General features: G+C 40.2%; 14 protein-coding genes. 7 read left to right on the top strand and 7 right to left on the bottom strand.

Annotation, left to right across the window (positions count from 1 at the left end):
• Window positions 1-201: 201 nt before the first annotated feature.
• A complete protein-coding gene (locus O0V13_RS07215) occupies window positions 202-1344 on the bottom strand; it encodes an acyl-CoA dehydrogenase family protein (RefSeq protein ID WP_268034304.1) in 1143 nt (380 codons plus the stop codon).
• A 219-nt stretch (window positions 1345-1563) separates the two neighbouring features.
• Between O0V13_RS07215 and O0V13_RS07210 the strand changes: the two genes are divergently transcribed.
• Window positions 1564-3492 carry a tetratricopeptide repeat-containing sensor histidine kinase gene (locus O0V13_RS07210; RefSeq protein WP_268034303.1) on the top strand — a complete coding sequence of 643 codons (1929 nt, stop codon included), beginning with the start codon at window positions 1564-1566 and terminating at the stop codon, window positions 3490-3492.
• A 62-nt stretch (window positions 3493-3554) separates the two neighbouring features.
• Window positions 3555-3878, top strand: a complete 324-nt coding sequence (locus O0V13_RS07205) for a hypothetical protein (protein WP_268034302.1) — start codon at window positions 3555-3557, stop codon at window positions 3876-3878.
• Here the strand turns inward: O0V13_RS07205 and O0V13_RS07200 are convergent.
• The 4 genes from O0V13_RS07200 to bshA all read right to left on the bottom strand — a co-directional run bounded on the left by O0V13_RS07200 (window position 3875) and on the right by bshA (window position 8774).
• The gene (locus tag O0V13_RS07200) at window positions 3875-5989 is read right to left on the bottom strand and encodes an outer membrane protein assembly factor BamB family protein (RefSeq protein WP_268034301.1); all 2115 of its coding nucleotides are present in this window, start codon (window positions 5987-5989) and stop codon (window positions 3875-3877) included. The two genes, O0V13_RS07205 and O0V13_RS07200, sit on opposite strands and share 4 nt — an antisense overlap.
• A gap of 54 nt (window positions 5990-6043) precedes the next feature.
• On the bottom strand, window positions 6044-6874 hold the full coding sequence (locus O0V13_RS07195) for an NAD(P)-binding domain-containing protein (protein WP_268034300.1): 831 nt from the start codon (window positions 6872-6874) through the stop codon (window positions 6044-6046).
• Window positions 6875-6913: 39 nt separating this feature from the next.
• On the bottom strand, window positions 6914-7537 hold the full coding sequence (locus O0V13_RS07190) for a sterol desaturase family protein (protein WP_268034299.1): 624 nt from the start codon (window positions 7535-7537) through the stop codon (window positions 6914-6916).
• A 100-nt stretch (window positions 7538-7637) separates the two neighbouring features.
• Window positions 7638-8774 carry an N-acetyl-alpha-D-glucosaminyl L-malate synthase BshA gene (bshA, locus tag O0V13_RS07185; RefSeq protein WP_268034298.1) on the bottom strand — a complete coding sequence of 379 codons (1137 nt, stop codon included), beginning with the start codon at window positions 8772-8774 and terminating at the stop codon, window positions 7638-7640.
• A gap of 243 nt (window positions 8775-9017) precedes the next feature.
• On the opposite strand from bshA, the gene O0V13_RS07180 reads away from it, so the two are divergent.
• Window positions 9018-10328 carry an APC family permease gene (locus O0V13_RS07180; RefSeq protein WP_268034297.1) on the top strand — a complete coding sequence of 437 codons (1311 nt, stop codon included), beginning with the start codon at window positions 9018-9020 and terminating at the stop codon, window positions 10326-10328.
• 3 nt (window positions 10329-10331) lie between these two features.
• On the opposite strand, the gene O0V13_RS07175 is transcribed toward O0V13_RS07180, so the two are convergent.
• Window positions 10332-13286, bottom strand: a complete 2955-nt coding sequence (locus O0V13_RS07175; RefSeq protein ID WP_268034296.1) for a glycoside hydrolase family 3 N-terminal domain-containing protein — start codon at window positions 13284-13286, stop codon at window positions 10332-10334.
• Window positions 13287-13549: 263 nt separating this feature from the next.
• Between O0V13_RS07175 and O0V13_RS07170 the strand changes: the two genes are divergently transcribed.
• The 4 genes from O0V13_RS07170 to O0V13_RS07155 are packed head-to-tail and all read left to right on the top strand — an operon-like array spanning window position 13550 to window position 17543.
• Window positions 13550-13954 carry a hypothetical protein gene (locus tag O0V13_RS07170; protein ID WP_268034295.1) on the top strand — a complete coding sequence of 135 codons (405 nt, stop codon included), beginning with the start codon at window positions 13550-13552 and terminating at the stop codon, window positions 13952-13954.
• Window positions 13951-15813, top strand: a complete 1863-nt coding sequence (mutL, locus tag O0V13_RS07165; RefSeq protein ID WP_268034294.1) for a DNA mismatch repair endonuclease MutL — start codon at window positions 13951-13953, stop codon at window positions 15811-15813. The genes O0V13_RS07170 and mutL overlap by 4 nt, the downstream gene beginning before the upstream one ends.
• 1 nt (window position 15814) lies before the next feature.
• On the top strand, window positions 15815-16606 hold the full coding sequence (locus O0V13_RS07160; RefSeq protein WP_268034293.1) for a rhomboid family intramembrane serine protease: 792 nt from the start codon (window positions 15815-15817) through the stop codon (window positions 16604-16606).
• Between the two features lies 1 nt (window position 16607).
• Complete coding sequence (locus tag O0V13_RS07155) at window positions 16608-17543, top strand: rhomboid family protein (protein ID WP_268034292.1); 936 nt, start codon at window positions 16608-16610, stop codon at window positions 17541-17543.
• Here O0V13_RS07155 and O0V13_RS07150 read toward each other — a convergent pair whose 3' ends face one another.
• On the bottom strand, window positions 17544-18020 hold the full coding sequence (locus tag O0V13_RS07150) for an outer membrane beta-barrel protein (RefSeq protein ID WP_268034291.1): 477 nt from the start codon (window positions 18018-18020) through the stop codon (window positions 17544-17546).
• Window positions 18021-18063 lie beyond the last annotated feature (43 nt).

Genomic DNA, 18063 nt, shown 5'->3' with positions numbered 1-18063 from the left:
TCGATTTTTAGCGTTTGACCCAATCAGGCAGAAAATGTCCGAAGGCATTTTCAAGCCAATTCAGGCAAAAGACTTTTGGTGACTTTTGGTCTTTCAAAAGTCACAGATTCAAAAACATTTGTTATTTCTTTTTTGTGTTGTCGAAGAAATTAAAGTGTCTGCCAGACAAAAATTCGTTTGACCTTAGATTAAACTTATTTACTACCTCAAAACCTCCCGAGCAATCACAATCTTCTGAATCTCAGAGGTTCCTTCTCCAATGGTACAAAGCTTGGAGTCACGATAGAATTTCTCCACCGGATAATCCTTGGTGAATCCATAACCACCAAATATCTGAACGGCCTCGTTGGATACAGAAACTGCAACTTCTGAAGCGTAGTATTTTGCCTGAGCACCTGCCAAGGTTACCTTTTCTCCACGATTCTTAAGGTCTGCCGCTTTGAATACCAAAAGCTTTGATGCTTCAATCTGGGTGGCCATATCGGCGAGTTTGAATGAAATCCCCTGAAACCTGCTGATAGGCTGATTGAATTGATGCCTTTCTTTGGAGTATTGAACAGATGCCTCAAAAGCTCCCTCAGCGATACCTAAGGAAAGGGCGGCAATGGATATTCTGCCACCATCAAGCACCTTCATGGATTGTATAAAACCTTCTCCTACATTACCCAAGACTTGGCTTTCATGGACTTTGCAATCCTCAAAAATCATCTCTGCTGTTTCCGAAGCACGCATTCCCAATTTGTCTTCTTTTCGACCTCCTTTGAACCCCGGAGTACCTTTTTCTACAATAAAAGCTGTCATTCCATGAGAATCTCCCACTTCACCGGTCCGTGCGATTACCACTGCTACATCTCCTGAATATCCATGGGTTATGAAGTTTTTAGCTCCATTGATGATGAAATATTCCCCTTCTTTTTGGGCAACAGTTTTCATATTGGCAGCATCCGATCCTGTATTTGGTTCAGTTAGCCCCCAAGCTCCCAGCCATTCACAGGTAGCCAGTTTGGGTAGGTATTTTTGTTTTTGCTCTTCCGTTCCAAAAGTCATGATGTGACCCGTACAAAGAGAATTGTGTGCTGCGAGGGAAAGTCCTATTGCCGGATCCAGTTTGGAAACCTCTGCGATTGCCGTGACATATTCCATATAGCCGAAACCGGAACCTCCGTATTCAGAAGGTACCAATACTCCCATCAAGCCCAATTCACCCAGTTTTTTGAATAAATATTTAGGAAAAATCTGTTTATCATCCCACTCTTTGCGGAAAGGTGTGATTTCTTTGGCCCCGAAGTCCCGGACCATATCAGCGATCATTCGCTGGTTTTCGTTCAATTCAAAATTTAGCATGGTAGAATTTGGGTTTATCTCTTAGTTATCAAACCCTAAGATTCAGAATAAGTTTGAAATCAGCAAATTGGCCTTTTCCAAAGGATATTCCTTGATAGTTGGAATTATTGAGTCTTTAGTTGGGTATGGGTATCAAAATCCTTTTTATTTTGGTCTTAAATCTATAATTGCAAATTAATTGTGGTTTAGAGTTTCTCTATTATTTATTGAGTTTTAGAAATGAGAAAAAATATTGTTTTAGTTGTGGGGCTGTGGATGATGAATTTGACATCTCTTTTTGCACAAGGTCCCAGAGAAATTGTTGATAGTCTTCTAATCAGGATTCAGGAAAATTTGGAAGGTGAAGAACTCGCCAAAATGTATGGGGAATTAGGTTGGCAGTATGGAGCGATTAATCTAGACTCAGCTATTTTTTACGGGAAATTGGCTGTTGAATCGGCGACCAATCTTGGGAACCCGACACTTTTGGCTCAGTCTTACAGTGATTTAGGGAGTGGTTATTTGCAAAAAGGAGAACTAGACGAAGCTAGAAAGGTCTATCAAAATACACTGGAAATCAGAAAAGAAATCGGGGATTCTCTGGGCATGGCCAAAATCTATAATAACCTCGGATACATCTATCAAAGAAAGTATGAGTCTGATTCGGCCATCCTTTACTTTCTGGATGCATTACCAATTTTCGAAGCAAATAATGACCAGCTCAATGTGGCTTCCATCAAGAATAATATCGGAGTGATCTATCAGCAGATGCCTGATTATGAAAAAGCCATTCAGTTTTACGAAGAAGCTGTGGAAATAAGAGAAGGATTGGGTGAAACCAAGGCATTGATTGGTACTTACAACAACCTTGGAAGCTGCTATAAATATTTGGGTGACTTTGGCCTTGCAGAGGAATATTATAATAAGGCAATAGCAACTTCTCAGGAGGTAGGAGATTTATTGAATTTGGCTGTTTCATATAGATCTTATGCATTTTTTCTTCAGGAAAAAGGGGATATGAAAAAGCTGGAGGCTGTTTCCCGAGAAGGCTTGAAAGTTGCCCAAGAAGTAAATGCCCAATATGAAATGGCCGCTTTGGAATTAAATCTTGGCATCGCACTACAGTTTCAGAGCAAATACTCAGAAGCCAAACCATTGATGCTATCTGCTGCAAACGGTTTTATAGAGCAAGGTTCTGATGATGATGCTTTGGTAGCTTATTTGGAATTGGTTCCTGTGTATGCTGCTTTGGGAATGGCTGACAGTTCGAGGTATTATTCGAATTTATACCAGCAATTTTTGAGGAATAAGTTTGAAAAAGAGTCTCGGGAAATCACTGCCGAACTCGAAACTAAATACCAAACAGAATTAAAGGATAGCCAGATTTCTGAGCAGGAATTGGAGATTAGGAATAAGAATATGATGCTTTTTGGAGCATTGGGAATGGCTTTGATTTTGGGAGTTGTTGGTTACTTGCTTTATAACCAACAAAAGCTCAAAAACACCCAGCTACAACAAGAAGTGGAATTGAAAGCTGCTTTGGCTCAAATTGAGACTCAGAACCAACTACAGGAACAAAGAATGTTGATTGCCAGGGATCTTCATGATAATATCGGTGCCCAATTGACATTCATTATTTCTTCGATTGAAAACCTGAAATACTTCCAACCCATTCAAGAGCAATTGACTCGTAAATACGAAAGTATTGCAGGTTTCACCAGGCAAACTATTACTGAATTGAGAGACACAATTTGGGCGATGAATTCTGGTGAAGTGACTTGGGAAAAGTTGACAGAAAGGATACAAAACTTCTTAATTCAGGCAGGTGAAACTTCGGGGATTTCGATCCAATTCGATCTCGAATCAGGTTTAGAGCTTCAGAAAACCCTTCCTTCGTCTGAGAGTATACAAATCCTCCGAATTGTTCAGGAAGCTGTTCAGAATGCCGTCAAATATGCTCAAGCGGAAGAAATTCAAGTTCTTTTGACAGAAAAAAACCATCATTTTCAAGTGGAGGTCAAGGACAACGGAATTGGTTTTATAGAATCATCCATAACTCCCGGAAATGGGCTTTATAATATGAGAAAAAGAGCGGAAGAACTGAAAGCAAAGCTGGAGATAGAGTCTTCTCTAACTACAGGAACATCAGTTCGATTAAAGCTTGTCTAGGTAGGCCAAATAGGTCCTTTGCCGTATTTCCAAGTTGGTATTATTGAGATAGTTTTGGGGAAATGCCAAGAAAGGCTGCTTCCTTGATTATGCTTGAATTTATTCTTAGTGATTTGACACTGGGTATCCTGATTTTTTCGGTGGTAATAAGTTTGGTTTCACTCCATTTCTTATTATTTCGAGAATATTCTGTTCAGGAAAGAATTCAAAGGAAAAGATTGAAGGATCTTGAAAAACTGGTTGTAAAGGAAGTAGAACGGTCAAAGAATTTGAGTGAAGGAAACAAATCTCTTAATGAAATCAAAGGCCGAACCCAAGAGCAACTGAATATCATCAAGCTTCAAGTGGAGGCCATGGATCTTTTGGCTAAGAAAAAAGAGGATTAATTTTCTGGCAAAGCAAAAGCTACATAAGAATCTCCACTTTTGGTTCCTTTACCTCCACCACAAGTGATCACCAAAAATTGTCTTCCATCTTTTTCAAAGACCGCAGGAGTGGCATGACCGGAAGCAGGTAATGGAGCTTCCCAAAGTTTTTCACCTGTCAGTTTATCGAAAGCCCGGATCTTTTCATCCTTGGTTGCGGCGATAAATAGGATGCCTCCTGCTGTCACGACAGGTCCTCCGTAGTTTTCTGTTCCGGTTTGAGGGATTCCCTGTGCAGTCAAAGAGTCAATTTCACCAAGTGGGATTTGCCATTTTTTCAGTCCTGTTTGCATATCGATTGCAGTCAAAAGCCCCCAAGGAGGATTGGAACCATAAAGTCCTTCTTTGGTCAGAAGCTTTTTATAGCCATTCATATAGTAGCGAGGATTGAGAGGAGTGTTTTCTCCCTCTATTTCCTGCTTATCTCCTCCCGTAGAATTTCCCAATAAGTAATCCACCAGAACTTTTCTGTTTTCCTGAGAAATATGATCAAAAGCAGGCATTGCACCTCTTCCCTTGGCAATTAAACGATCCAATGAATCTTGGTCGTATTTTTCTCTGATTTCTAAAAGTGATGGGATCGTTGGTGGATTTCCTTTTCTCTCCAGTCCATGGCAATTCCCGCAATAGTTGGTGTAAACAGCATGGCCTACATTTTCAAATTCGGCATTGGGTTTCATCTCAATCAGCCATGGGATCTGATTGGCATTGACGTAGAAAAGTTGTGTTTCAGGATCGAATGCTGCGCCTCCCCATTCGCCACCACCGTCCATTCCGGGGAAAAGTACAATGGGTTTTTCAACATTGGGTGGTAGCCAAGCGTCTCCAAATAGTGCATTGGAAAGTTGATTTTGAATGTCTTCCTTCCATTCTGGTTTGAGATTGAGAATGTCTTTTTCTTCAAAATTCATATTCATAAATGGTTCCGGAAGACTTGGGATAGGCTGGGTAGGAGAGCTGAATTCTCCCGGTAAGGTACTTTGAGTAACAAGCTTTTCCTCGATCGGCCAAATCGGTTCACCAGTATTTCTGTCAAAAACATAGGTCATTCCCTGCTTTGATATCTGAGCAACAGCATTGATCCATTTTCCATCTTTCTGAATTCTGATCAAATTAGGATTGGCAGGGAAATCACGGTCCCAGATATCGTGATGAACCGCCTGAAAATGCCATTTCCTTTCTCCGGTATTTGCATCCAATGCAATCAGGGAATTGGCAAAAAGATTGTCTCCATTTCTATATCCTCCCCAAAAATCGTAGGTAGCTGATCCTGTTGGAACAAATACAGTCCCGCTTTCGTGATCCACAGTCATCCCAGCCCAATTATTGGCTCCACCGATTTGGGATATATAATTGGGGTCCCATGAATCATACCCAAACTCTCCTTCGTGAGGAATAGTATGAAAAATCCACTCAAGCTGACCAGTTATAATATTATAGGCTCTGATATGGCCGGGAGCGGCATCCAAACCTTCAGAAAGTCTCATTCCAATAATTAGGAAGTCTTTATAGACAACTCCCGGAGCGTTTGCGACGATCAGGAAGTCTTCTCTTTCAGTATCTAGGCCTTTTCGTAAATCAACTTTTCCCTGATTTCCAAAGCTTAAAATCGGTTTTCCTGAGTTGGCGTCTACAGCCATTAGCCAATTTCCTGCGCCAAAAAGAATTCTTTGCTCGACTCCATTATCCCAATAGCTCACTCCTCTGTTGGTTCCTGCCCAAGAGTTTTCTCCTCCTAGGACTTCAAATGGATCAAATCTCCAGATTTCTTTACCTGTTGCAGCGTCTAAAGCAAAAACATCCAGTCCTGGCGTGGTACCATAAAGAATCCCGTTTTTCACAATGGGTTGACATTGGATTTGAGAGCGCTCTGTAGCATCACCAGTCTGATAGGTCCAAGCTATTTCTAGACTAGAAACATTGGATTTGTTGATCTGGTCAAGTGAAGAATAGCGAGAGCCATCAGCTGGGCCGCCATAATGGGACCAGTCTGTATAGTCAATGGATTGATCCTCTTTTTGGCAAGAGAAAAATAGGCTGACAAAAAGGGCTAGAAGTAGTTTTTGAGTCATTTTGGGAAAGAGATGCTAGAATATCGGAAATTCTCATCTCTTTCAAAATTCAATTTATAGGGAGTAGGGGAAATCCAATGGGTTTGGGAAGATGAATTCAAAACCCAATTCGATTATCCTATTTCCAGAGATGACTCGCTTTTCTCCATCTTTTTGGGGGGCAAAGCTTTTGGGAGGATCAATGCCTAAATCTGTGGCATTCTTTTCATAAACATCCTTTCTGATAGGGTGAATCGGTGCTACTCCGTTCAAGGTTTGATTCCAAAGATTTTTTTCAATCACAAACTGAATTAATCTTGTCGAGTCTTGTCGATGAATATAATTGACTGGAGTATGGCCAGTTACATTTTCTTTGTTTGAAAAGTATTTTCCGGGAACCCTTTCATCTCCCAATAGACCTCCAAATCTGATGATTGTCAGGTCTCCTTTGAATTTCTCTTTCCAGAAATTTTCAGCTTTCCAAAGCCAACTATTGCCAGTGTTTTCATCTGTGATCAATTCCTCTTCGGTATACTCTCCGTCTTTGAAGTTACTTGGGTAAACTCCTGAGCTACTGATAAAAATGATTTTCTTGACAGTAGAATTTTCTACAAGACCCAATAAGAATTTCATCTGCTCTAAAAAATGCTCGCCACCATTCGATTTAGTTCTGGGAGGAATATTGATCACTAAGGTTTCGGATTGAAAAAGCTTTTGAAAACCTTCACCTGAAGGATAAGGAATCAATGAAAACTGAATAGCGGGAACGCCTGATTCATTAAGATCCTTGGCTTTTTGGCTGGTTGTCGTGCTGCCAACTACAGAAAAGTCAGATTCTATTAATTCTTTGGCAAGTGGAAGGCCTATCCAGCCCAATCCTATAATGCTGATTGATTTTTTGCTCATATATGAAAAAACCTCCCGAGACTCGAGAGGTTCAATTTTTTAGTCTTTTTTAGGCATCGTTCCCAGGATCATATCCCAAAGTGGAGTACTTACTCCGAAAGCTTTATCCGGATCCTTGTAATGGTGGATTGCATGGTTTACCCAAAGAATTTTCAAGAAGTTCTTAGGAGGATTGAATGCATGAACGATGTAGTGTACTCCCAAGTAGGAAGCATACCCAATCAAAAATCCTGGAAGAAAATAGTATGCAAAATCTCCCATGATCAATTTGAAAACCAAATAGAAAATAGCAGCATAGGCGGCACTCACGAAAGGAGGCATTGCCAATCGATCTTTGTCTTTAGGATAATCATGGTGAACACCATGAACAGAGTATTGAAGTTTATCCTTAATTGGGGTATTAGGCTCCATATGGAAAAAGTACTTGTGCATTAAGTACTCTACTAAAGTAAATGAAATATACCCTACAAACAGGATTAATAATCCTAGTCCTATCCCAATTGATGTTTTCAAAGCATAATAGATAGAAATCCCAGCAAGAACCAAAAACATCGTGATAGGGATCATAATGTGGGTCCTAGAAATTCTCTCTAGAATTGGATTTTGAAACATCTGTGCAGAGCCGAAGTTGTCAGGTCTGTCCAGTCTACCAATCTTTTTCATTGCATTACTTATTAATTCCCCTATAGTTGGCTACAATTTGGTGCAAAAATAACCCATAAGTTAATTTAAACACATTGATTTTAGTCATAAATCTGAAATTTCAGACTTTCGCCAAGCAGTTTTCTATGGTTTTTTGGTAATAATTGACGTATAATGGGAGGATTTCCGAAATGTCAAATTCCTTTGCTCTAGCCAGTGCATTCTCTTTGAAGGTAGGCAAATTATTATCATTTAGGATAATCAAGGCCTTTTCTTTCATGTCCATAATGTCTCCAACCTTACAGACAAAGCCTGTTTTTCCATTAATATTCAATTCTGGAATACCACCTGCGTCGGAAGTCAAAATTGGTACTTCACAAGCCATTGCTTCCAAAGCTGCTAAACCAAATGATTCTTTTTCTGAAGGCATTACGAATAAATCAGCTACTGAAAGTACTTCCTCAACAGCATCAAGCTTTCCTAAGAATCGGATATCATCGCAAGTTCCTAGGTCTCTGCAAAGTCTTTCCATTTTGTCTCGCTCAGGACCATCACCTACCAAAAGAAGCTTCGCAGGGATTTCTTTTCTGACTTCGTAAAAGACCCTGATTACATCTTCCACTCTTTTTACTTTTCTAAAGTTGGAAGTGTGAACCATCAGTTTTTCACCATTTGGACAGATTGCAAGCTTGAAATGCTCTTTTTTCTGCTTTTTGAAGCGGTCAAGATCGATGAAATTTGGTATGACTTCAATGTCTCTTTTGATATTGAAATGACTATAGGTTTCTTTTTTCAAATCTTCAGAAACAGCTGTCACGCCATCTGATTGATTGATGGAGAAAGTTACCACCGGTTCATAACTTGGATCTTTACCTACCAAAGTGATGTCAGTACCATGCAAAGTGGTAACTACAGGGATTTGAATTCCCTGCTCTTTCAAGATTTGCTTGGCCATATAAGCCGCTGATGCATGAGGAATAGCATAATGTACATGAAGAAGGTCTAGGTTTTCATATTTGACTACAGAGACCATTTTGCTTGCTAAAGCCAATTCATAAGGAGCATGCTCAAACAATGGATAGCTTTTGATGTCAACCTCGTGATAATATAGGTTTTCACTGAAAAAATCGAGTCTTGTAGGTTGACGATAAGTGATGAAATGAATTTCATGACCTATTTTGGCCAATCCTTTTCCAAGCTCCGTGGCTACTACACCACTTCCACCAAATGTGGGGTAACATACAATTCCAATCTTCATAGTTTTGTGCGGGCTGTTTTGGGCAGTCTGTCTCTAAACACACAAGGCCCTAACTTTTGTTCAAAATATAAATAAATAATACAAAAGAGCTGGGTCTTGATCTATTGAACGATGTATAATATTATTGGTTATCAGCTTTTTATAATGAATTGCAGAATAAATAATCTTTTGAAAATTGAATGTTTGGAAGAATCCTTAACTTTTACATCTCAAGTTATTTTAGTTTTGATTTAAGATTTCAATATGAGTAACCAGCAAGGAGAAAAAAAGATAAAGCTACTCGAAGCTATGTCCATAGGAATTGGCGGCATGGTTGGAGGAGGTATTTTCGCTGTGTTGGGCTTAGCAGTCACACTGGCTCAAGGAGGTACTCCAGTCGCCTTTTTGGTTGCTGGAATTATTGCATTGCTCACTTCCTATAGTTATACCAAATTGTCTTTGACCTATCCGGATAAAGGAGGTACTGTAAGATTTATCAATGAGGGTTTTGGTAAGAATGTGTTCAGTGGGGGAGCAAATAACCTCCTATGGATCTGTTATGTGGTCATGCTCTCCCTTTATGCTTCCGCATTTGGTAGCTATGCTCCCAATTTGATTTCGATAACAGGAGATAAAGGAATCGACTTTCATATTGCGGCAAGTTTCGTGATCATTTTTGCCACTTTGATCAATTATTACAGCATCAAGGTAGTCGGTCAAATCGAGTCTATCGCAGTCGTCATCAAATTGATCATATTGATCAGTTTTGTGGGGATAGGCTTATATGGATTAAGTGGAAATTTGAACCTAGACCAATTGAATTATTCCAATTGGAAAACTCCCTTTCAGGTATTTAGTGGAGGGATGGTGATTTTTGTTGCTTATGAAGGTTTTGAGCTGATTGCCAATGCAGCCCCAAGTATCGAAAATCCACAAAAGAATATCCCGAGAGCCTATTATTACTCAGTTTTATTCGTGATTGTCTTATATATTTTGATTTCGATAGTCACAGTGGGTTCACTGGCATTCAAAGAAATTGCAAAAGCTCAGGATTATGTGTTGGCTGAAGCTGCTAAACCAATGCTAGGACAAGTTGGCTTTACAATTATAACCGTAGCTGCTCTGATTTCTACCTTTTCAGCTATTAATGCTTCTCTTTATGGAGGTAGCAGAGTCAGTTATGAGATCTCAGAGGACGATGAATTGCCACATGAACTGACTTCTCAACTTTGGAATCAGCCTGTAGGCTTAATGATTACCGCAGTTTTGACTCTGGTGATTTGCAATACAATAGACTTGGAAAGTATTTCCACTTCAGGAAGTATAGGGTTTTTGATCGTTTTTGCCTTAGTCAATTACGTCGCTTTTAAAAGATCTAAGGAAGTAAATGGAAACAAGTGGATTCCCATGGCAGGGATTTTCATGACATCTATAGCTACCATTGCCTTGATAACTGAGCAATTTCAAACCAATAAAATGGGTTTAGCAATTGCGCTATCTATTGTTTTGGTCTCTTTTCTGATTGAGTTTTTTTATAAAAGATCGGAGGCTTACCGTCGAAACAGTATGAAGTAAACTTTACTTCTTAGCCAAAGCTTTATAAATGATATCATGGATATCAGTTCTGATTCCCTCTCTCAATAGCTTAGTATTTGCAGCATCCGGATAAACCCTGTTGGAAAGGAAGACATAGATCAGGTCATTTTCTGGATCCGCCCAAACGCAAGTTCCTGTGAATCCAGTATGTCCAAAGGTGGACTTGGGTGCCAAATCTCCAGCTGAGCCACCTTTGCCTTTTTCAGGATCAGGTTTGTCCCATCCCCATCCTCTTCGGCTTTGATTGGATTGGCGCTTGGTGAAGTCTTTGATTACCTCAGGGTTGAGTAAAGTAACATCTCCATAATAGCCTCCATTCAGGAGCATCTGCATCATCACAGCCAAATCGTTGGCTTTTCCAAATAATCCGGCATGTCCTGCGACTCCCCCGTACATTGCGGCACCCGGATCGTGTACATAGCCTTGCACTTGTCTTTTTCTAAAGGCAACATCATTTTCAGTTGGAGCGATATTGTCAATTGACATTTTCTCAAATGGATTAAAAGTCATGGTTTTCAAGCCAAGAGGGCTATAAAAGTTTTGCTCCAAAAATTCATTAAGAGGTTGGTTGACTACTTTTTCCACAACCGCCTGCATGAAATACATGGTCAGATCTGAATAAACGTAAGCGTTTCTCCCTCCTCTTTTTGGGAGCAGGTCTGACTTTACGGTCCAGTTCCAAATACTATCTCTCAGGCCATCTCTGGCAAACATATCATTGGAAACCGGTCTAGTAAATCCAGGAGTAGCAGAGGGTTTATAATAATCTCCTCTCCATTGACCGGACTCAACCGTGTGTACATAGTGTGGGATAAAAGCCTTCAATCCAGCTTCATGTGCCATCACATCTTTGAGGTGGAGATTGGCCTTATTCGTTCCTTTTAATTCAGGAAGATAATCTCCTAAAGTTTTGTTCATATCCAGTTCTCCACGACTCGCCAAAAACATGACGGCTTGTGTTGTAGCCAATACTTTGGTGATGGAAGCTAGATCATAGACAGTTTCTGAGTTGACTTTTGGGCTAGATTTATATTCTAATTGTCCATACGAACGCTCAAAAACAACTTTTCCATCTTTTACCACCAAAACATTGGCGCCAGGAGTAGCTTGAATCCGAATAGCCTTTGCTACAACTTCATCTATTTCATTTAAAGTTTTGGAATTAAGCCCGACACTTTCAGGTGTTCCATAAGATAGTCGATGTAATCCTTCTAAGTATCCACCTACGCCATATCTGAATTGTGGACTGACAGAAACCGGTAAAATCCCCATTCCCGGTCTTCCCCCAAATAAAATCTGTGGAGTCAAGTTTTGGGTCATGTCATTGTTCTCAAATGCAAAGACCACATGTCCCAATCCTTCGAGGAATTTTGATGCATAGGCATTTCCAAAAAGAACCGTCACTACATTTTGTCTTTCTTCCAGTTTTCTTAGCAAGGCCACATCTCCTGGAGCGATCCCGAATGCTCTTTTTGGACTATTGGTGATACCCATCAAGCCGACCACCACTACGTCGTAATCTTCCAATTTTTTAATGAGATTGTAGTGGGAAGATTCGCTAGATGCTTTATCTATTTGGAAATGGTCAAAACCGGCATATTTATCCAAACTTTTCTCAAAGTCTTCGCCATCACCTCCAATGGTCAAGCTTGCGAATTTTTTGAGATCCAGATCTTTAAAAGGAAGTAAACCGCCTTTATTGGATGCAACCGTAATCGCCTCTGCATATAAGTCCTCTCTGACTTCATCAGTATGAGGGGTGTTGAGTCTGTCAATAAGGCCGTGAGTTTTGATTGGACGGTAATTGTTCAGGCCAACTTTGTATTTTGCTCTAAGGATTTTTTTGACTCTTCTGTTTACTTCTTCTTCAGAGATTTTACCTTCTGCTATAGCTTCTTTGATTAAAGCTTTGGCTTTCGGAACATCCTGAGAATAAAGCAATACATCGTTTCCTGCCAATAAGGCTTTGACATCAACTACACCAGGGGCATTGTTTTGCGCTACTCCTCGCATATTGAGTGCATCAGTGAAAATCAATCCTTGGAAGTTCATGCGGTTTTGCAAAAGATCTGTGACAACCTTTTTACTCAAACTGGTTGGTGTTTTACCCGTATTGTCTAGGCTGGGGATATTTAAATGGGCGACCATCACGGACATTAAGTCCTCTTTGATAAGCTCCTGATAAGGGTATAAGTCAATATCCCAAATTCTTTTTTCTGGATGATTGATGACAGGCAAAGCATAATGGCTGTCAGACTCTGTATCACCATGGCCCGGGAAATGTTTTGCATTGGCGATTACTCCGTGATCTTGGAGGCCTTTCATATAGGCAACAGCACGCTTGGCAACAGCGTTTTTGTTTTCTCCAAACGCCCTGTATCCGATCACAGGATTGTCTGGGTTGGAATTGACATCAACTACTGGAGCAAAATTGATGTGCATTCCCAGTTCTTTGAATTGTCGGGCCATTTCGGTCCCCATATCATAAATAAGATCAGGGTTTTGGATGGCTCCTAAAGTCATCGCTTTTGGGAAATCCGGGATAGAATCCAAACGCATGCTGATTCCCCATTCGGCATCCATTGCGATAAACAATGGAGTTTTGGAAAGAGCTTGGTAATAATTCGTCAGCCTAGCTTGTCTATCTGGTCCGCCTTGAAAAAAGATAAGACCACCAAGATTTTCACTTTTAACCAAATTGCTGATTTCATCAATATGTCTTTGGTCTTTATTGGAATAGGCAGCGACCATAAAAAGTTGTCCTAATCGCTGGTCCAAAGTCAAATCTTCAAATACAGAATCCACCCAAGTCAATTGGGCCATTTCATTGGAAGCAATTAGTGGGTCTTCTACCAATATCGCATTATCCATTCTACCTGAGGTGAAGAAAAAAGCGATGCAACAAAGGAGGAAAACACCGGTAAGCTTTTTACTCATACTTGAGTTAATTTTTAATCCTTAACTTTTGAAATAAATTTGTGGAGTAGGCCAAGCGTCTCAATCAATCTATCAACGTCAATAATCTCCTATTCGCCTGTCTGTTAGAATTATCCTGTGGATATAACAAATTGAAGATAGGAAAGAAAGGGCAACATTAAGCCTGTTTTGGGGTTAAAATTGATATAAATTTGATTTTCGGCCAATTGCTTATACCTAAAATTGCCTTTTATTAAGGCCGATCCCAAGAAATAAAAAAGAATATGAAATTTCCCTCCTTATTTCGTACTGCAAATCCAAGTCGTTTTGACGTCAAACCTAGATATTATGATCCTGTCAAGGAGGAATTGAAGGAGAGAACTGCTAGGATTCAAAAGGAATTGGAAGCGGAAGGGAAATTGGGCGATATTTCTGAGGAGGATAGATTGAGACATTATTCTTCAGGAATCAGAGGGTCTTTTGCACAGCATCAAGGCATCAAAGAAAGAGAGGGAAGTATCATGACATCTACTGCCATGGTCCGGACTTTGATCTTTTTGTTTTTGGTGACAGGTTTAGCTGGATACATCTATTTGGGACCGGTTATTTTTGAATACCTTCTTTATTTGATCCTTTTGGTCGTTTCTATTTATTATTTCTTCAAGCTCAAACCTAAATCTCGTAAATGAGTGATTTGATTCAACTTTTGCCTGATGCTATCGCAAATCAAATAGCAGCTGGTGAAGTCGTACAAAGACCTGCTTCAGCATTGAAGGAGCTTTTGGAAAATTCCATCGATGCAGGGGCCACCAAAATCCAAGTGGTAGTCAAAGAAGCTGGGAAGCAATTGATCCAAGTGATCGATAACGGGAAAGGTATGTCTGCAACGGATGCCAGAATGAGCTTTGAGCGCCATGCGACTTCCAAAATTAGAAATAGCCAGGATTTGTTTTCAATTCGAACTTTTGGTTTTCGAGGTGAAGCATTGGCATCCATTGCTGCAGTAGCTCAAGTGGAGTTGAAAACTAGACAAGCAGCGGATGAATTGGGGACAATGATTCAGATCGATGGATCTGAAGTAAAGGCTCAAGAGCCTGTAGCCACTACAACAGGGACTTCTATTTCCATGAAAAATTTGTTTTTCAACGTTCCTGCGCGTCGAAATTTCCTGAAATCCAATCCTGTCGAAATGCGCCATATCGTGGAGGAGTTCCAGCGGGTAGCATTGGCATATTCAGAAATTGGATTTTCTCTTATGCAAAATGATATGGAAGTTTATAATCTCCTTCCCGGAAAGTTGAGCCAACGGATTGTGGGACTTTTTGGGAAAAACCATCAAAGTCAATTGGTGCCTTGCGAGGAGTTGACACCGCATGTCAATGTGAAAGGATATATCGGAAAACCCGAATCGGCCAAAAAGACTAGGGGAGAGCAGTTTTTCTTTGTCAATAATCGCTATATCAAGAGTTCTTATCTGAATCATGCTGTGAGTAATGCTTATGAAAACTTATTGCAGGCAGATCAGCATCCATTTTATGTGTTGTTTTTGGAGATAGATCCTTCTCATATCGATATTAATGTCCATCCGACTAAGACAGAGATCAAATTTGATGATGAGAGGACAGTCTATGCGGTGATTCGTGCCGCGGTCAAGCAAGCCTTGGGAGCTCATCATGTAGTTCCTGCATTGGATTTTAGTTTCGACGTGAATTTCACAGATAATTGGACTAAAGACGAGACCAAGAAAACAGATGTAGATCGGGAATATAGCTATAAGACATTCAATACTCCAGAGTTCAAAAAGTCTAGTGCTAGTGGTTGGGAGAAGCTTTTTGAAGGAAATCAAACATTTATCCAACCAGAAAAAACTGTTTCCAGAGAAGTGGACGAAAAGGAAGAGGAATCGGAAATTTTGACTTTTTCCAGTAAGGCAAATCCTGAGGAAGAAACAAGAACTTTTCCAAAACCTAGTGATTCTGAGAGTACAGGTACCACTTTTCAGGTAGAACTAAATTATATTGTGGCTCAGATGTCTACGGGGTTGTTGATCATAGATCAGCAAGCGGCTCATGAGCGGATTTTGTATGAGCGTTACCTTCGTCAATTGAAGTTGGCTCAGGGACCTTCCCAGCAATGTTTGTTTCCGCCGGTGATTCAGATGAGTCCCGGTGATTATGAGTTGGTGATGGGAGTGATGAGTGAGTTGCAGAGTTTGGGCTTTATGCTGGAGGAGTTTGGAAATAATTCCATCTTGGTTCAAGGAGTGCCCGCAGACATTCAGGTAAAAAATGAGAAAGAACTCTTTGAAGGTTTGATCGAACAGTTTAAAAACTTCAAAAGTGAGCTTTCTCTTGACAATCGAGAAAATCTAGCCAGATCCCTTGCTAGGAAATCATCGTTGAAAAGGGGACAAAAATTAAATGCTCAGGAAATGGAGACTTTGGTGGGACAGCTTTTTGCTTGCCAAAATCCAAATTTTGGGCTTGGAGGGAACAAAACCTTTGTAAAATTGGATTTATCCAGCATCCATTCATTCTTCGGAAAATAGTATGTTTAGAAATATCACACCAGTAGTTCAGAATTTGCTCTTGATAAACGTAGTCTTGTTTATTGTGAGTGCATTCATTTTTCCATCATTAAATCAGTGGTTTGCGCTTTACTATATCAATAGCCAATACTTCAAACCATTCCAGTTTTTGACTTACATGTTTATGCATGCTGATTTTTGGCATTTGTTCAGTAACATGTTTGGATTATTGATTTTTGGTCCTTTGTTAGAGCAGTTTTTGGGTCCAAAGAAATTATTGACACTTTGGATGCTCTGTGGAGTAGGTTCGGGTGTGTTGTATTCAGGATACACTGCTTTTAGAATGAATCAATTGGAGGCAAAGGTTGAGGCTTTCCAAGCCAATCCTGATCCTGAGGTTTTTAATCGAATCGTAACCCAAAACAGAGGTTATTTCGAAAGCGCTGTTTACGATTTTATCGATGATTACAGCAGAAATCCCAATGATCAGGTGAAGATAGATCGTGCGAGCCAGACCTTGGATGCGATCATGACTATTCAGAGTAATGTGCCAATGGTCGGAGCTTCTGGGGCACTTTTTGGAGTTTTGATAGCTTTTGCAATGCTCTTTCCCAATACTCAGCTATTCTTGCTTTTCCCACCAATGCCTGTGAAAGCAAAATATTTGGTTCTATTTTATGGACTTTATACGATATATAACGTTTTGGTCAATAACCCCCTCGATAATGTCGCCCACTTTGCCCACTTAAGTGGATTGGTTATAGGAGGAATATTGGTGTATAAGTGGAAGAAAGACAGAAACAGTTTTTATTAATATGTACGGTAATTTTTGGGATAATTTAAAGAACGCATTTAGTCGAAACGACAATAGCTTGTATAAGCTGATTGCCATCAATATTCTTGTTTGGCTTGGGTTCCTTGTTGTTCGTGTATTTATGACTATAGGTGGGTTTGGAGATGTATATTCCCAGATCATTCACTTTTTTATGATGCCTGCAGCCTTGCCTAAATTGGCTGTACAGCCCTGGAGTATTTTTACCTACATGTTTCTTCATGAGGGCTTTCTCCATATCTTATTCAATATGCTGTTCCTCTATTGGTTTGGCCTATTGATCCATCAATATTTGGGAAGCAGGAAGTTGACCAATCTCTATATTTTAGGAGGATTGGCAGGTGCGCTTTTCTATATGTTGATCTATAATCTGGCTCCCTATTTCAGTTCCTCTGTGAATTCATCCATGATGTTGGGGGCTAGTGCAGGGGTATTTGCTATCGTAGTTGGAGCGGCGACTTTGACTCCCAATACCACATTCTTTTTGATGTTTTTGGGGCCAGTCAAAATCAAATATATCGCGATCTTTTACGTGCTATTATCCTTTGCAAATTCTGCCGGTGCCAATGCTGGGGGAGAATTGGCTCACTTAGGGGGAGCATTGCTTGGTTACTTATACATTACTCAGCTACGCAAAGGGGTAGACTGGGGTATTCCTGTTCAGAAAGTGGGTATCTTCTTTGAAAACCTTTTAAAGAAAAATCCATCTAAAGTCAAAGTGAGCTATCGCAAAGCAAAAACCAAAACAGGTGGAGGTTTTAGCACTTTTACGAAGCCTACCGAGTCTAAAAAAGCCAGCTCCACGGACGATACTAGTCAGGAGGAAATTGACAGAATCTTGGACAAAATTGCCGACAGAGGCTATGAGGCCTTGACCAAAGATGAAAAGCGTAAGCTTTTTGAGTTTAGTAAGAAATAATCAGAGAGGAAAAGAGAACCCGAACCGGAACCCTGCTTCTCTCGGATGTTGGCTTTGAACTCGAAACTCGGTGTTTAAACCGACCCAATCAGTGAGCCTGATGTAAGTTCCCACACCGACATTTGCCCCTTTGTATGACTTTCGAAAGCCTGCATCTCCAGGCTGCGTGTTTTCCCAAGTTTGGCTATATCCGGCAAGAAAGAAAAGTTGGGAAGGCCCGTCGGAAATGTAATATCGAAGATCCATGCTGAAATTGCTTTGATTCCCCACATTTGGCTGGATAAAGGTAAAGCTAGGCTTCAATGCGAAGTTGTCCACAAAAAAGTATTCGATTCCTCCTCCATAGCCAACGTTTTTCCACTTCAATCCATAGGTGCCAAAAGCATGGAATCTGGAATTTCCCTGTTCCAAGCTTTGAGCAGAAAGGTCAAAAGATAATAATGTTGCGAAAAAAATGATCGCCAAAACCTTTTTCATAATTCATTTTTTAATTGGAAAGAAAAATTAGAAGGCTTTGGCG

This window comes from Algoriphagus sp. PAP.12, assembly GCF_026652115.1.
Taxonomy (GTDB): Bacteria; Bacteroidota; Bacteroidia; order Cytophagales; family Cyclobacteriaceae; genus Algoriphagus.
The sequence above is the reverse complement of the archived record's forward strand: the minus strand, read 5'-3'. Positions and strand labels throughout refer to the sequence as shown.

What these genes read in the sequence shown, in the direction of transcription:
- O0V13_RS07215 (WP_268034304.1), bottom strand. Translation starts at nt 1,344, where the DNA reads ATGCTAAATTTTGAATTGAACGAAAACCAGCGAATGATCGCTGATATG.
- O0V13_RS07210 (WP_268034303.1), top strand. Translation starts at nt 1,564, where the DNA reads ATGAGAAAAAATATTGTTTTAGTTGTGGGGCTGTGGATGATGAATTTG.
- O0V13_RS07205 (WP_268034302.1), top strand. Translation starts at nt 3,555, where the DNA reads ATGCCAAGAAAGGCTGCTTCCTTGATTATGCTTGAATTTATTCTTAGT.
- O0V13_RS07200 (WP_268034301.1), bottom strand. Translation starts at nt 5,989, where the DNA reads ATGACTCAAAAACTACTTCTAGCCCTTTTTGTCAGCCTATTTTTCTCT.
- O0V13_RS07195 (WP_268034300.1), bottom strand. Translation starts at nt 6,874, where the DNA reads ATGAGCAAAAAATCAATCAGCATTATAGGATTGGGCTGGATAGGCCTT.
- O0V13_RS07190 (WP_268034299.1), bottom strand. Translation starts at nt 7,537, where the DNA reads ATGAAAAAGATTGGTAGACTGGACAGACCTGACAACTTCGGCTCTGCA.
- bshA (WP_268034298.1), bottom strand. Translation starts at nt 8,774, where the DNA reads ATGAAGATTGGAATTGTATGTTACCCCACATTTGGTGGAAGTGGTGTA.
- O0V13_RS07180 (WP_268034297.1), top strand. Translation starts at nt 9,018, where the DNA reads ATGAGTAACCAGCAAGGAGAAAAAAAGATAAAGCTACTCGAAGCTATG.
- O0V13_RS07175 (WP_268034296.1), bottom strand. Translation starts at nt 13,286, where the DNA reads ATGAGTAAAAAGCTTACCGGTGTTTTCCTCCTTTGTTGCATCGCTTTT.
- O0V13_RS07170 (WP_268034295.1), top strand. Translation starts at nt 13,550, where the DNA reads ATGAAATTTCCCTCCTTATTTCGTACTGCAAATCCAAGTCGTTTTGAC.
- mutL (WP_268034294.1), top strand. Translation starts at nt 13,951, where the DNA reads ATGAGTGATTTGATTCAACTTTTGCCTGATGCTATCGCAAATCAAATA.
- O0V13_RS07160 (WP_268034293.1), top strand. Translation starts at nt 15,815, where the DNA reads ATGTTTAGAAATATCACACCAGTAGTTCAGAATTTGCTCTTGATAAAC.
- O0V13_RS07155 (WP_268034292.1), top strand. Translation starts at nt 16,608, where the DNA reads ATGTACGGTAATTTTTGGGATAATTTAAAGAACGCATTTAGTCGAAAC.
- O0V13_RS07150 (WP_268034291.1), bottom strand. Translation starts at nt 18,020, where the DNA reads ATGAAAAAGGTTTTGGCGATCATTTTTTTCGCAACATTATTATCTTTT.